At 58.6% G+C, this 14,460-nt stretch carries 8 protein-coding genes; 1 reads left to right on the top strand and 7 read right to left on the bottom strand.

All coding sequences use genetic code 11. From position 1 onward, the window contains the following. Nucleotides 1-9 precede the first annotated feature (9 nt). Both BUC26_RS16135 and BUC26_RS16130 read right to left on the bottom strand, forming a co-directional pair. Nucleotides 10-1,290 (bottom strand): O-acetylhomoserine aminocarboxypropyltransferase/cysteine synthase family protein, encoded by a 1,281-nt coding sequence (locus BUC26_RS16135; RefSeq protein WP_073377646.1) that lies wholly within the window; start codon nt 1,288-1,290, stop codon nt 10-12. A 41-nt stretch (nt 1,291-1,331) separates the two neighbouring features. Continuing rightward, nucleotides 1,332-1,928 carry a tetratricopeptide repeat protein gene (locus BUC26_RS16130; RefSeq protein ID WP_073377644.1) on the bottom strand — a complete coding sequence of 199 codons (597 nt, stop codon included), beginning with the start codon at nt 1,926-1,928 and terminating at the stop codon, nt 1,332-1,334. 422 nt (nt 1,929-2,350) lie between these two features. Between BUC26_RS16130 and BUC26_RS16125 the strand changes: the two genes are divergently transcribed. Then, on the top strand, nt 2,351-4,843 hold the full coding sequence (locus BUC26_RS16125) for a glycogen/starch/alpha-glucan phosphorylase (RefSeq protein ID WP_084540710.1): 2,493 nt from the start codon (nt 2,351-2,353) through the stop codon (nt 4,841-4,843). 31 nt (nt 4,844-4,874) lie between these two features. Here BUC26_RS16125 and BUC26_RS16120 read toward each other — a convergent pair whose 3' ends face one another. The 5 genes from BUC26_RS16120 to BUC26_RS16100 form a co-directional block, all read right to left on the bottom strand. Further along, entirely contained in the window at nt 4,875-6,614 is a 1,740-nt protein-coding gene (locus tag BUC26_RS16120) for a methyl-accepting chemotaxis protein (RefSeq protein WP_073377643.1), read from the bottom strand. Nucleotides 6,615-6,781: 167 nt separating this feature from the next. Continuing rightward, on the bottom strand, nt 6,782-8,737 hold the full coding sequence (locus tag BUC26_RS16115) for an aconitate hydratase (protein ID WP_073377642.1): 1,956 nt from the start codon (nt 8,735-8,737) through the stop codon (nt 6,782-6,784). A gap of 40 nt (nt 8,738-8,777) precedes the next feature. Beyond that, on the bottom strand, nt 8,778-10,181 hold the full coding sequence (lpdA, locus tag BUC26_RS16110) for a dihydrolipoyl dehydrogenase (RefSeq protein WP_073377640.1): 1,404 nt from the start codon (nt 10,179-10,181) through the stop codon (nt 8,778-8,780). Between the two features lie 2 nt (nt 10,182-10,183). Further along, nucleotides 10,184-11,386, bottom strand: coding sequence for a 2-oxoglutarate dehydrogenase complex dihydrolipoyllysine-residue succinyltransferase (odhB, locus tag BUC26_RS16105; protein ID WP_073377639.1), 1,203 nt, complete (start codon nt 11,384-11,386; stop codon nt 10,184-10,186). Next, entirely contained in the window at nt 11,383-14,202 is a 2,820-nt protein-coding gene (locus BUC26_RS16100; RefSeq protein WP_073377638.1) for a 2-oxoglutarate dehydrogenase E1 component, read from the bottom strand. The genes odhB and BUC26_RS16100 overlap by 4 nt, the downstream gene beginning before the upstream one ends. Nucleotides 14,203-14,460 lie beyond the last annotated feature (258 nt).

Below are 14,460 nucleotides of genomic sequence, written 5' to 3'. Positions count from 1 at the left end.
GGTGGTGTCTCAAGCCGTCGCTTTGACCAGCGCCTGATCGATGTCGGCGAGGATGTCGTCGATGTGCTCGATGCCGATCGACAGCCGGACCATCTCCTCGCCGATACCCGACTCGGCCAGCTGCTCCGGAGAGAGCTGGGAGTGGGTGGTGGAGGCCGGATGGATGGCCAGCGACTTGGCGTCGCCGACATTGGCCAGGTGCGAGATCAGGGAGAGGTTTTCGATAAAGGTGCGGCCGGCCTGCAGGCCGCCCTTGATGCCGAAGGTAACCATACCGCCGAAGCCGTTTTTCAGGTAGAGTACCGCGTTGTCGTGGCCCGGTGAACCCGGCAGGCCCGGATAGTAGACCCAGTCGACCCGATCGTGGTTTTTCAGGTGGTCGGCGACCGTGGCAGCGTTGCTGCAGTGCCGTTCCATGCGCAGGGCCAGGGTCTCGATGCCCTGCAGGAAGAGCCAACAATTGTCCGGCGAGATGGCCGCGCCGAGGTTGCGCAGCGGCACCAGCCGCATGCGCAGGGCGAAGGCCACCGGGTTGAGGTCGCCGAGGTCGTGGGCGTAGCGCAGGCCGTGATAGGAGTCGTCCGGTTCGTTGTAGAGCTTGAATTTCGGGTCGGTCCAGTCGAAGCGGCCGGCGTCGACGACAATGCCGCCGATGCCGGTGCCGTGCCCGCCGATCCATTTGGTCAGCGAATGGATGACCACGTCGGCGCCGTGGTCGATCGGCCTGAGCAGGCAGGGCGGGGTGAATGTCGAATCGACGATCAGTGGCAGGTGATGGGCCCTGGCCACGGCGGCAATACCGGCAAAATCGATGACGTTGAGCGTCGGGTTGCCGATGGTCTCGCAGAAAATCGCCCGGGTCTTCTCGGTGATGGCCCGCTCGAAGTTGGCCGGGTCATCGGGATCGACAAGGCGCACGGTGATGCCGAGCTGTGGCAGGATCGACGCGAACTGGATATAGGTGCCGCCGTAGAGGTTGTTGGCGGCGACGACCTCATCGCCCTGCGAGCAGATGTTGATGATCGTGTAGAAGATCGCCGAGGTGCCGGAGGCCAGAGCCAGCGCGGCGGCCCCGCCTTCCAGCTGGGCCATGCGCTGTTCGAGTACGTCCTGGGTCGGGTTGCCGATCCGGGTGTAGATATTGCCGAGTTCTTTCAGGGCGAACAGGTTGGCCGCGTGTTCGGTGCTCTTGAACACGTAGGAGCTGGTGCGATAGATAGGCAGAGCACGCGACAGGGTGTCCCGGTCGACGGTCTGGCCGCCGTGCAATGCGATGGTCTCGAATTTCATGGTGTTCTCCTTGGGCAAAACAGCGGTCGCCGGCGACCGTGTCAGTTGGTGGTTTCGTTTGCCACGCTGTCGATAAATTCTCTGAGCAGCCGGTTGTTGGCCATGCGGTAGTCGTTGTTCAAGGCAAGTACCGAGCGCCAGGCGTCCAGCGCCTCCTCGGTCCGGTCGAGATCGAAATGGAGGACGACGCCCCTGTTGAAGCGGGACTGGAGATGGGCGGGATCGATGGCGATCGCCTTGTCGAACGATTCCAGCGCCTTACTCGGATCACCGCTGCGCCGGTACATAACGCCGAGGTCGGTCCACAGGTCGGCACTGCCGCTGTGCAGTTCGAGCGCCTTGGTGTAGGCGCCTATCGCTTTTTCGGGCTGGTTGGTGTCGAAATAGAGGTGGCCGAGTTGGGTCCAGGCGTCGAAGTTGTCCGGATGGGCGGTAACTTCCGCCTCTAGATGGAGGATCGCATCCGCCTGCTGCTGCGGCAAAGCTTGCTGACCCTGCGTTGTCCCGGGGCTGCCGGCCGGCGCATCGTCGGTGCGAAAGACGGTAAAGACCACGCCGGCAAGAAAACCGGCAATAAAGATGAGAAAGATGGTCAGATAAAAAGTCTGTTTGCTGACGGTTGCCGAATTGTGTGCCATGCGCTCCTCGAGAGAATGTGAAGATGTGCTCAGTGAGTATGGGGATCGGTGGTAACATCGAACATCACGAGATAATAGCCATCATACAAAGATTTTCTATACCACAATGTGATATTATTTGCCATTGGGGAGCGGTTGGACCAATAGAAGCTGGACAGAACGTGGTCAATCATGGCATCATAGTGCAGACGCCCCGTTCGATCAGCCCGGCTTACGGCGACCCCTTCGGATCGCTTCGCAAGATAACCATGATGGCATATTCACGAAACCGAGATGAACCTGAGGTAAGGTCATCCGGTCATTGTTTCTGCAGTCGATTGTCTCGCTCCGCGTCAGCATCAGGGCCGCCTGTAGGCGAGGGTGATCGATTGTCTCCTGTTTCATATCCGCCGTAAACGGCCCAACCTTTGAGAGAAGCACAGATGAGCATACCGACCCCAGATGTATTGAGTGAAGCCAGCAAGAAGAGTGCCCGGGAACAGTATTTCCCGACCACCGTCAAATCGATCCAGGACAATATCATTCACCACCTGATCAGCTTTCAGGGGCGGGACCCGGAACGCTCCGGTGCGTCCGATATTTACAAGGCGCTGGCCTTTACGATGCGCGACATCATGGTGGAAAAGTGGATTAAAACCCAGAAGAGGTATTACGCCAAGGAAAAGAAACGGGTCTACTACCTGTCCCTCGAGTTCCTGATCGGCCGGTCGCTCGGCAATGCCATCATCAATCTCGGCCTGTGGGAGGAAGTGGACCAGGCGATCGAGGGGCTTGGCTATACGCTCGAGGAGATCCGGGAACAGGAAGAAGATGCCGCCCTCGGCAATGGCGGACTCGGCCGGCTGGCCGCCTGCTTCATGGATTCCATCGCCACCCTGAAGATTCCGGCCTACGGGTACGGTATTCGCTACGAATACGGACTGTTCAACCAGCAATTGATCAACGGCTATCAGGTGGAGAGCCCCGACAACTGGCTGCGCTACGGGACTCCCTGGGAGTTCGAACGTCGCCTGCCGGTGTTCTGCGTCAAATTTTACGGCAAGGTAACCAGTTTTCAGGACGAGAAAGGCTGCTATCGCACCAAATGGATCGAAACCGAGGATGTCATGGCCATGCCGTGCGATATCCTGGTGCCGGGTTACAAGAACGACCATGTGATCAACATGCGGCTCTGGGCGGCCCGGGCCTCGCGGGAACTCGACCTGACCCATTTCGGCGAGGGCGACTATATCGGCGCGGTGCAGCACAAGGTCAGCTCCGAGACCATCTCCAAGGTGCTCTATCCGCCCGACCACAACTATGCCGGCCAGGAGTTGCGCCTGAAACAGCAATACTTTTTCGTCTGCGCCACTTTCCAGGACATCATGAGGCGCTACAAAAAACAAAATCAGACCTTCGACACATTCTACGACGAAGTCGCCGTCCAGCTCAACGACACCCACCCGGCCATCGCCATTCCCGAATTGATGCGGCTACTGCTTGACGAGGAGGGGCTGAACTGGGAAAAGGCCTGGGATATCAGCACGAAGACGTTCGCATACACCAACCACACCCTGATGCCGGAGGCGCTCGAGCGCTGGTCGGTGGACCTGCTCGGCAAGGTGCTGCCCCGTCACCTGCAGATCATCTACGAGATTAACCAGCGTTTTCTCGACCAGATCGCCCAGGAATATCCCGGTGATCACGACAAGCTGCGACGCATGTCGATCATCGAGGAGGGGTATCCGAAAATGGTGCGGATGGCTCATCTGGCCATTATCGGTTCGCACTCCGTCAACGGCGTGGCCGCGCTGCATACGCGGTTGCTCAAGGAGCGTATCTTCAAGGACTTCAATGCACTGTATCCGGACCGGTTCAACTCCAAGACCAACGGCATCACGCCGCGTCGCTGGTTGCTCAAGGCCAATCCGCAGCTATCAGCCCTTATCAACAGCCGCATCGGCGAAGGCTGGGAGGTAGACCTCGACAAGCTCCACGAGCTCGAACCACTGGCCGACGACGCGGAATTCCGGGAGGCATTCCGGCAGGTCAAGCTGGAGAATAAAACGCGGCTGGCCACCTATATCAACCTGGCCACCGGCGTCGAGGTCAGCCCGGAAACGATGTTCGACGTCCAGGTCAAGCGCATCCACGAATACAAACGGCAACTGCTCAACGCACTGCACGTGATCTACCTCTACCAGAAGTTCGTCACCCAGCCGAAGCTGAACCTGCCGCCGCGCACCGTGATCTTCGCCGGCAAGGCGGCGCCGTCCTATTGGCGGGCCAAGCTGATCATCAAGCTGATCAATTCGATCGCCGAGGTAGTCAACCACGACCCGCGCATCGGCGATCGGTTGAGGGTTGTTTTCCTGCCCAACTATAACGTCAGCCAGGCCGAGATGATCATCCCGGCGGCCGATCTCTCCGAGCAGATATCCACCGCCGGCACCGAAGCTTCAGGGACCGGCAATATGAAGTTCGCCCTCAACGGCGCCCTGACCATCGGCACGCTGGACGGGGCCAATATCGAGATTCGCGAGGAGGTAGGTGATGAGAATATCTTCATTTTCGGCCTCAACGCCGAAGAAGCGGAATTCGAGCGAATCCGCAACAGCCGGACTCCGGAGCAGATCTGCCGGGAAAATCCGGAGGTTGACGAGGTGATCGAAGCCCTGGCCGACGGCTCGTTTTCGCTCGGTGATCGCAATCTCTTCAAGCCGTTGGTCGACAGCTTGATGAGTCCGCATGACCAGTATCTGCTGATCCGCGATTTCGAGTCGTATATCGACTCTCAGCACCAAGTCAACGAGGCCTTTCTCGACCAGGAGCGCTGGACGCGGATGGCGGTGCTCAACGTCGCGCGAATGGGCAAATTCTCCACCGACCGGACAATCAAGCAATACGCCAACGAGATCTGGGGGATACCGGTGTGATGCTGCCGCGGCCGCTGTAGGCCGCCGGCGGCTAACCGAAGTTTTTCGGATCGAAGCCGATGATCAACGCGCCCCAGTGTTTGCCATTGATCATGATTGGCAGGGACAGATCGTTGAGGATCTCGCCAGTGTCGCGCATATAGGTCTGCAGCAGCATCGGCTTGGTGTGACTGCAGCGCCGCTTCTCGGTCTTGTTACTGTTGAACATGCGCATGTGTCGGCTGTACAACAGATCCTGCTGCGGGTCGCCGCTGGGCGGCCGGGAAAATTCGGCATGGTGGGTCGGTGAATAGCCGTTGCGATCGACGGCGATGCTGTAGATGACGCCGTTCATCTCTTTCTTCAGCGCATCGAAGAGCGGTTGGATGCTGCGGTGGAAGGCGGCCGTGTAGGTCGTTTCTAATTTTTGCGGGTTGGTGTTGGGGATCTTTCGATACGAGGTGTCGAAGAGATTGGCACCGCTTTTGCCGATGGTTTCGATTTCCTGTTGCACCCGTTCCCGGGCAGTCTGTGCCCAGCCGATCAACCGGTCGAAGGTCCCCTCGCCGGTGCGAAATGTCGACACCATTTCCAGCATCGATTCGGTCAGGTTGCTCAGGGTTTCCACCGATTGTTCGGAACTGTGCATCGAACCGGCGATTTCCCGGCAGAGGGTGTCGATGCCGCCGATGTTGTCCGAGACTTCGCTGTTGGCCGTCGCCAGCTCGGTCATTGCCGCGGCGACCTTCATCAACTGGTCGTTGATTTGCTCGAAATCGTGCACCATGCGGTCGAAATTGCTGGTGGTTTTGCCAATCACCCCACTGGTGTCGGCAGTATACCGGCTGATTTCAGTGGTGCCCCGCTCGGTCTTTTCGACGATGGCGATCATCGCCTGAATGTTTTCCGAGATTTCCGTGGTTGCCGGTTTGACCCGCTTGGCCAGCTCCCGGACCTCTTCGGCGACCACCGCAAACCCCTTACCGTGCTCGCCGGCCCGGGCCGCTTCGATGGTCGCATTGAGGGACAGCAGATTGGTCTGCTCGGCGATATCGTTGATGGTGGAGACTACCTTGAGGATCGAGGCGGAGCTTTGGCTGAGCTCCTCGACCGTCTGTTGAAACAATTCGACGGCCCCGCTGATCTGCTCTATCTTTCCGGTCACCTCCATCAGTTCGGTGTGCGAGCCGCGAACCATGTCGAGGTTGTTGGTGGTATTATCGGCGACGTATTGCACGCTTTTCGAGACCTCGGCAATGGCGTTGCTCGATTGGCTGCTGGCCGATGACACTTCGTGGGAGATTTCCTGCTGCCGGGCAGCCTTGCCGGCGGTGGATGAGACCAGACGGCTGACCTTGGTGGTATCGACGGCAATACTGATGCCGATGCGCCGGATATCTTCGACCAGGGCGCGAATACCGGTCAGCACGCTGCCGTAGCTGGTGCGGAGCAGTCGGCCGGTTTCCGTTGCCGTCTCGGTTTTCGGCAGGAATAGTTGAATTTCCTTGTTGTCGCTGTCATAGAGCGTGGCGATGTCGCGGGCGATGGTCCGTTGTTCGTCGCGCAGCGCGGCGGCGAAAGCGATGCCGAGCAGCAGCGCGGCAGCAAAAATGACCGCCGCCGGAAGCACCAGTAGCAGGCGCAGATCGGACGACACCACGGCACCGGCCACCAGCAGGAGACCGCCGACCAGGTGACAGCCGAGCAGCAACCAGAGCATTCCGGCAACCTTGGCCTGGAATGTGGGGAAGAGCGAGTTGACCGATCGGGCAAGAAACGATGAATCAGACATGAAACGCCTCACAGTTCTGGCTGGCCACCCCGGAACGATACGCTCCGGGAGACCTGCGGCCGGGGATCTAGAGACCCCGCTTGGACCATGCTTCGGAGACGGGGCAAAAACGCGATCAACATACCATACTTCGGCTCGTTTTCCAGTAAAGTTGAGATCGAACCGACTCAGGGATTGAGGAGCTGCTCTCCTCCCAGTTCCTGCCGCACTAGGTTCAACGTCCCGCCGGCAAGCAGGCTCTGCCGCTGCCGGTCGGAAACCTCCAGCAGGGTGATCATCTCCTTGCCGTCAACCCGGATGGCGATCTCTGTAGCCCCGCTCTCGACACTGGCTCTGATACCGGGTAGTTCGATAACCGACGAGTTTGTTATGGCATCATAATCGTCAGGATCGTTGAAAATCAGCGGAAGAATGCCGAAATTGCACAGGTTCGCCTGGTGGATGCGGGCGTAGCTCTTTGTTATCTTAATGCGTATCCCGAGAAAGCGCGGGGCCAGGGCGGCGTGTTCCCGGCTCGATCCCTGGCCGTAGTTTTCACCGCCGATTACTGCGCCATCGCCGAGGAGACGGCACCGGTCATGAAAATCTTGGTCAACCTGGTAGAAGACGAACTTGCTGATTGCTTCGATGTTCGACCGCAGCGGCAGCACGGTGTTGCCTGCCGGCATGATGGCGTCCGTCGAGAGGTTGTCGCCGACCTTCAAGGCCACCCGTAGCTCCAGGCTTTCCGGCAACGGGGCAAAATCCGGCAGCGGTACGATATTCGGTCCGCGGACGACCTCGGTTGCCTGCAACTCTTCGGAAGGGAAAACAATAGAAGACCTGTCCACCAGTCGCTGCTCCGGATCATGAACCTCCGGATACGCCATCTCGTCCGCCAGTGCGCGGGGATCCGTTATAACACCCTTCAGTGCCGCGGCCGCCGCTGTTTCCGGTGAGCAGAGGTACACCCGGTCGTCTTTTGTGCCGGAACGGCCGGGAAAATTTCTGGGAAAGGTGCGAAGACTTACCTGGCCGGTACCCGGTGCTTGCCCCATACCGATGCATCCCAGGCATCCGGACTGGTTGATTTTGGCGCCGGCCGTGACGAGCGGTAGCAACCCGTCGGCCGCTATCACGTTTTCAAGTACTTGGCGGCTGCCGGGATTGATTTGCAGATCGGTGTGGGCTGCGCTGTGTCGTCCTGCCATGATCGATGAGACCCGCAGCAGGTCTTTCAGGCCGCTATTGGCGCTGGATCCGATTATGACCTGATCGACAGGGGTGCCCGCCACCTCGCGCACCGCAACGACATCGCCGGGAGACGACGGGCAGGCGATTAGTGGCTCGACTTCGGCCAGATCTATCACGTCGTATTCATCGTACACTGCGTTCTCATCCGCCTCCAGTGCCTGCCAATCCGCTTTTCGTTGTTGGGAGGCAAGGTAGTTCCGGGTGTTTTCGTCCGAGGGAAAGAGCGAGCTGGTCGCCCCGAGTTCCGTTCCCATATTGCCGATGGCGGCTCGATCCTCTACGGTCAGAGTGGCGACCCCCGGCCCGTAATATTCCACGACCATTCCCCGGCATCCTTTGACGCCGTAGCGACGCAGCATCTCGAGGATGATATCCTTGGCGCTTATCCACGACGGCAGGCTGCCTTCAAGCCGTACTCCCAGTACCTTCGGGCAGGGCAGGAAATAGGGACGTCCCGCCATGGCCAACGCGATATCGAGTCCGCCGGCGCCAAAGGCGAGCATGGAGAGGCCGGCGGCTGCAGGGGTGTGGCTGTCGGCACCGAGCAGAGTGAGTCCGGGTTTGCCGAAATTCTCCAGATGGACCTGATGGGAGATGCCGTTGCCCGGTCTACTGAAATGTATGCCATAGCGGGCACAGGTGCTTTGCAGGTAGCGGTGGTCGTCGGCATTCCTGAAATCGGTCTGCAGCAGGTTGTGGTCTACATACTGGGCGGCGAGATCGACCCGGACCCGGTCCAGCCCCAACGACTCGAATTCGAGCATCGCCATGGTGCCGGTGGCGTCCTGCAGCAGGGTATGATCAATTTTCAGGGCTATTTCTTCGCCTGGCTGAAGCCGGCCTGCAACACAATGCGATTCTATGATTTTGCGGGTAAGATTGGTACCCATATCGCGCTCCTTGTGGTCTTGGTTTTGCTTTCCGTACGGGTTATTGATGGATGGCGGCTTGTTCAATAGAGCGAGCGGCTTCCTGAAGTGCTTCAGACCGTGTTGGATGGGCATGGCAGACGCGGGCCAGATCTTCGCTGCTGGCTGCAAATTCCATGGCGGCCACCGCTTCGGCGAGCAGGTCTCCGGCCTGACCGCCGATCATGTGGACGCCCAACAGTCGATCGGTATCCCGGTGGGCAATGACTTTGATCAGCCCGTCGGCATCACCGAGGGCGAGTGCCCTGCCGTTGGCCTTGAACGAGCAGGTGCCCGCTTTGATCGGCACTCCCTCCCTCGTTAAAGATTCCTCGGTCTGTCCGACAAAGGCAACCTCCGGGTGGGTATAGACGATACTGGGCAGTGCTCGATAATTGACATGACCGTACCCGGTGAACAGCTTTTCCACACAGGCCAGGCCTTCTGCGGAGGCCTTATGGGCCAGCATCGCTCCACCGATCACATCGCCGACGGCATAGACCCCGGGCAGCGAGGTCTGCCAGCAGGAATCCACTTCGATGAAGCCCCACCGATCGGTCCTGCCGCCCAGTTCTGTAAAACCCAATCCATCGATGCACGGTTTTCGTCCGGCGGCCAACAGGACCTTATCGGCAGATAGTGATTCCCGGCCGGCAATCGTGACCCGGCAGCCTTCACCGTCCGGCTCGACACCCTCGACCCCGGCACCCAGAACAAACTTGAAGCCCTGCTTCTTGAAGAGGCGCAGGGCTTGTTTTGAGATGTCTTTATCCGCAGCCGGCAATATTCGGTCCAGAGACTCCACCACCGTCACTTCCGCGCCAAGCCGGAGCCATACCGACCCCAGCTCTAGCCCGATTGCCCCGGCTCCCACCACCACCAGCCGCCGTGGCACCTCGGAAAAGGCGAGCGCCTCGGTACTTGAGACCACCCGGCTGCCGTCGAAATCCACCCCCGGAATGGCGGCGGCTCTGCTCCCGGTGGCTATCAGCACGGCTCCGGCATGCACTTTTACGTCGCTCTCGCCGGTAATCTGGACCATCCGGTTATCCAGCAGGTGGGCAATACCGGAAAATCTCTGGATCCTGTTCTTCTTGAAGAGAAAGTCAATGCCGGAGGCAAGGGTCTGAATAATGGTCTCCTTGCGGTCCATCATCTTTTTCAGATCAAAGGAAACCCCTTCCGCCGTAATACCGTGGTCCGCCAGTGCTGCTGTGCACTCGTGATATTTGGCGGACGATTCGAGCAAGGCCTTGCTCGGTATGCAGCCGACATTGAGGCAGGTGCCGCCGAGGGTCCTGCCCTTCTCCACACAAGCGACCCGTTTACCCAGTTGAGCAGCACGGATGGCGGCGACATAGCCACCGGGGCCACCTCCGACCACCAGCAGATCATACTCGTCGTTTCTCCTTTTGACTGACAGCATGTTCAAATCTCCAGGAGGAGTTTTTCCGGCATTTCGATTCTCTCCTTGATGCTCTTGAGAAAACTCACCGCTTCGCGGCCGTCGATGATGCGGTGATCGTAGGAAAGCGCCAGGTACATGAGCGGGCGGATGGTGATTTCGCCATCAACCACCACCGGCCGGTCTTTGATTGCATGGAGGCCGAGAATGGCGCTTTGCGGCGGATTGATGATGGGTGTCGACAGCATTGATCCGTACACGCCGCCGTTACTGATGGTGAATGTTCCATCGCTCAGCTCTTCGGGCGAGAGGGTGCTGTTCTTGGCGCGTTGGCCGAAATCGGCAATTGTTCGTTCTATGTCGGCAAAACTCAGCTGTTCCGCCCGGCGGATTACCGGCACCACCAACCCCTTGCCGCCTCCTATGGCCACGCCGATGTCACAATAATCATGATAGACGATATCATTCCCCTCTATCCTGGCGTTCACCAGGGGGAAATCGCCCAGACCACCGATGGCTGCCTTGACAAAAAAGGACATGAACCCGAGCCGCACGCCATGTTTCTCGGAAAATTGCGTTCCCAGCGTCGCCCGTAGCTGTTTGACCTGCGACATGTCCACCTCGTTAAAGGTCGTCAACATCGCCATACTCTGCTTGGCTTCCACTAAGCGGCTGGCGACAGTCCGGCGCAACAGGGTCATCGGGACTCGGTGCTCACCTTTTACTGCTCCATCTTCCATCGACGACGGGGCAGGCCGGGGCTGTTCTGGCGGCTCCGGTCTCACCGGTTGTTTTGCCGCCTCCCGCACGGCATCCTCTTTTAATATTCGCCCGCCGGGGCCGGAGCCGGCCACCTGCTCCGCAGAGAGCTGATTTCGGGCCAGCACCCCGGCAGCCGCCGGCATCACCTTTTTTTCCCCTGCGCCGGCCGTGTCTTCGGGTTGGGAGAGTGCGGAGGAGGTCTTCTTTTCTCCGTCGTTGTCAGTCTGTGTGGTATCGATACGAGCGATGATCTCGCCGATCGGAACCACCTCGCCCTGCTGTTTGACAATCTCCACCAGGACTCCCGCCTGGGGAGCGGGAAGTTCTACGGTTGCCTTCTCGGACTCGATGGCGACCAAGGGATCGTCCTGCTGCACCGAGTCCCCGGTGGCAACCAGCCACTCGCCGACCTCGACCTCGGTAATCGATTCCCCCAGTTCAGGCACTTCAACATCGATTATCATGTGTGTCCTCCACCGGTAAAGGCTTCTTCTATCAGCCGTCTCTGCTCGAGCTTATGACTGGCCGCCGATCCCGTCGCCGGTGTTGCCGATTCCGGACGGCCGACCCGGGCAAAACGCCAGTATCTGCTGAGGAGCATGCCGTATTTCAGATACATAAACGGATAGGCCCCCATGTTGAGCGGTTCCTCCTGCACCCAGATCAGCGGTATGCCTTTGGGGTAGGGCCTCAGTGCCGACAATAGCGTTTCTTCCGGCAAAGGGTACAATTGTTCGATGCGGATGATGGCAACATTGGTCAATTCCCTTTCCTGCCGGCCTTGCAGTAAATCGTAGTAGACCTTCCCGGTACACAACAAAATCCGCTGCACCGCTTCTTGAGCCACCCCCTCATCAGCGATAATTTTGCGAAACGAGCCGGTGGTCAGAGCAGATAACGAAGAAACGGACCGGGGATGCCTGAGCAGGCTTTTCGGCGACATGACGATCAGCGGCTTGCGGATCTTCCGCAGCACTTGTCGTCTTAATAGATGAAAGATCTGCGACGGTTCAGTGGGGTAGACTACTTGATAGTTGTCGGTTGCTGCCAGGGCCAGAAACCGTTCAAGGCGGGCGCTGGCGTGTTCCGACCCGGTGCCTTCCAGGCCATGGGGCAACAGAAGCACCAGGCCCGACAGCAGATTCCATTTGGTCTCGGCTGAGGCGATGAACTGATCGATATACACCTGCGCCGCGTTGGCGAAATCACCAAACTGCGCTTCCCAAACCACCAGGGATTCGGGAAAGGCGGTTGAATAGCCGTATTCGAAGCCGAGAACCGCTCCTTCGGTCAGCGGACTGTTGACGATATCGATCCGGCCTTGCGAAGGACTGATGGCGGCAAGCGGCGTATAGCTGTCACCATTTTCGCTGTCGTGCAGGACGCTGTGACGATGACTGAACGTCCCTCGCTGACTGTCCTGGCCGCATAGTCGCACGGCCACCTGCTGATCGACCAGGGAGGCAAGGGCCAGTCCTTCAGCGGCGCCCCAGTCCAGCTGACCGTGTTCGGTGCACATCTGCCGCCGGGCTTCAAGCAGCTTGCCGAGCTTCGGGTGAACCGTGAAGCCGGCAGGAAGGGTGGTTAACGCCCTGCCCAAGCGCACCAGCGTTTCACTGTCCACTCCCGTCAAGGCCTCCGGAACCTCGGCGTCCGCCCCGCCGCGGTAGGAGCCGGTTGTGGGCATGAACAGACAACCATGGTCGGCATCGCTCTCCTGGTCGGTCACCAGTTTCCCGTACTCCTCCTCCAGGAACTGTTCTCGGGAGCGTCTGATTTTTTCCGCCTCATCCGCGGTCAACTCGCCAAGGGAAACCAGGTGTTCCGTATAGCGCGTCATTACGGTGGGTCGTTTGTCGATCAACTGATACATCGTTGGTTGGGTGAAGCGTGGCTCATCCCCCTCGTTGTGCCCCCGGCGGCGATAGCAGTACATATCGAGGACCACGTCCCGTTTGAATTTCTGCCGAAAATCAAGCGCTACATCGAGACACTGGGCCACCGCATCGGGGACCTCGCCGTTGACGTGAAAGATCGGGGACTGGAGCATCTTCGCGACATCGCTGGCATAGACAGTCGAGCGGCCTTCCTCCGGCAAGGTGGTAAAGCCGATCTCGTTATTGACCACCACATGCAGCGTTCCCCCCACGGAGAAACCGGAAAGTCCGCTCAGGTTAAGGGTCTCCTGCACGATTCCCTCTCCGGCGATTGCCGCGTCCCCGTGAATCAGGATCAACAGCCCTCTCTGCGCTGTGTCGTCGCCTCTTTTAATGTGCCGGGCCTTGAGCGCCCCCTGGGCGACCGGTCCGACAAATTCCAGATGACTGGGGTTGAAAGAGAGATCAAGCGTGATCTTATTCCCCTCGTCAGTGCGCCACTCGCGATGATATCCTTTATGATACTTGACATCACCGCGTCCGATATTGAGTTCCGCATCGGCGTCCTTGAATTCGCCGAAAATCGTATGCGGATGTTTTCCCATGATATTGGCCAGCACGTTGAGCCGACCTCGATGGGGCATGCCGATCACAATAGTGTCCACCCCTTGGGCAACGGCCTTGTCGATAGCCTGGTCGAGGAGCGGGATGAGGGTTTCCGCTCCTTCCAGGGAAAACGATTTGGCTCCGACAAATTTCTTTTGGATGAATTGCTCGAACACGACCGCATCGGTTAGCTGTTCGAGAATCCTGACCTGCTGCTTTTTGGCAAGAACGAGGGTGTTTCTTGAGGATTCCATCCGCTCCTGCAGCCATTCCCTTTCAACCAGGGCATCGATATGCATGAACTGCACACCGATGCACTCCGTGTAGGTTTTTTTCAGAATCTCGATGATACTGCGTAGGGGCTTGGCCTGTTGTCCGGAAATATGGCCAAAATTGAAGAGGAGATCAAAATCCTCTTCACTCATCCCGTAATATTCTGGCTCCAGTTCCGGAAATGACCGCGGTGGTCTTCTCAAGGGACTGACCTTGGCGAGGAGGTGGCCGCGTACCCGGTAGTTTCGTACCAGCAAACTGACATTGTACTGCAGAAACGACATCGCCTCGGCCCTGCCGCACCCCGCACAGAGCTTACCGCCCGGCCCGAATCCCTGGCTAAGTTGTTTCTTGCCGAGAGCGATCGGTGGAAGCGGGGTCGCTTGCACGGATGACCGGGCCTGACCCAATTTATCGAAATACTCTCGCCAGGAGGCCGATACACCATAGGGGTCCTGCTGATAACGCTGCCAGATTTCCTCTATATAGTCGATACTGTGAATAGTGGGTGAGGCAACCTTCATCTTTCAAGCCATCGTCGCTTGTTTTTGTTTTCTGAACCCCCCGCCACCTCAAAGGAACACACGTTGTGCATGGGAAGTATCAAAAAATGTATCAATTGTCATCTATATCTAGATAGATAGATATCATTTTGGAGGAGGTCTGTCCAGTGAGGCACGGCAAGAATTTTCATATTTCCGAAAGACCGGGAATCGCAGACGGAACTCCGGCGAGCGATTTTTACCCGTGAACAGGTTCGCGTTCCAGCGAGAAGAACAGGC

Origin of the sequence: Desulfofustis glycolicus DSM 9705 (genome assembly GCF_900130015.1) — a bacterium.
GTDB classification, from domain to species: Bacteria; Desulfobacterota; Desulfobulbia; order Desulfobulbales; family Desulfocapsaceae; genus Desulfofustis; species Desulfofustis glycolicus.
The sequence above is the reverse complement of the archived record's forward strand: the minus strand, read 5'-3'. Positions and strand labels throughout refer to the sequence as shown.

Coding starts and splice junctions, on each gene's coding strand:
- BUC26_RS16135 (WP_073377646.1), bottom strand. CDS start 1,290: ATGAAATTCGAGACCATCGCATTGCACGGCGGCCAGACCGTCGACCGG.
- BUC26_RS16130 (WP_073377644.1), bottom strand. CDS start 1,928: ATGGCACACAATTCGGCAACCGTCAGCAAACAGACTTTTTATCTGACC.
- BUC26_RS16125 (WP_084540710.1), top strand. CDS start 2,351: ATGAGCATACCGACCCCAGATGTATTGAGTGAAGCCAGCAAGAAGAGT.
- BUC26_RS16120 (WP_073377643.1), bottom strand. CDS start 6,614: ATGTCTGATTCATCGTTTCTTGCCCGATCGGTCAACTCGCTCTTCCCC.
- BUC26_RS16115 (WP_073377642.1), bottom strand. CDS start 8,737: ATGGGTACCAATCTTACCCGCAAAATCATAGAATCGCATTGTGTTGCA.
- lpdA (WP_073377640.1), bottom strand. CDS start 10,181: ATGCTGTCAGTCAAAAGGAGAAACGACGAGTATGATCTGCTGGTGGTC.
- odhB (WP_073377639.1), bottom strand. CDS start 11,386: ATGATAATCGATGTTGAAGTGCCTGAACTGGGGGAATCGATTACCGAG.
- BUC26_RS16100 (WP_073377638.1), bottom strand. CDS start 14,202: ATGAAGGTTGCCTCACCCACTATTCACAGTATCGACTATATAGAGGAA.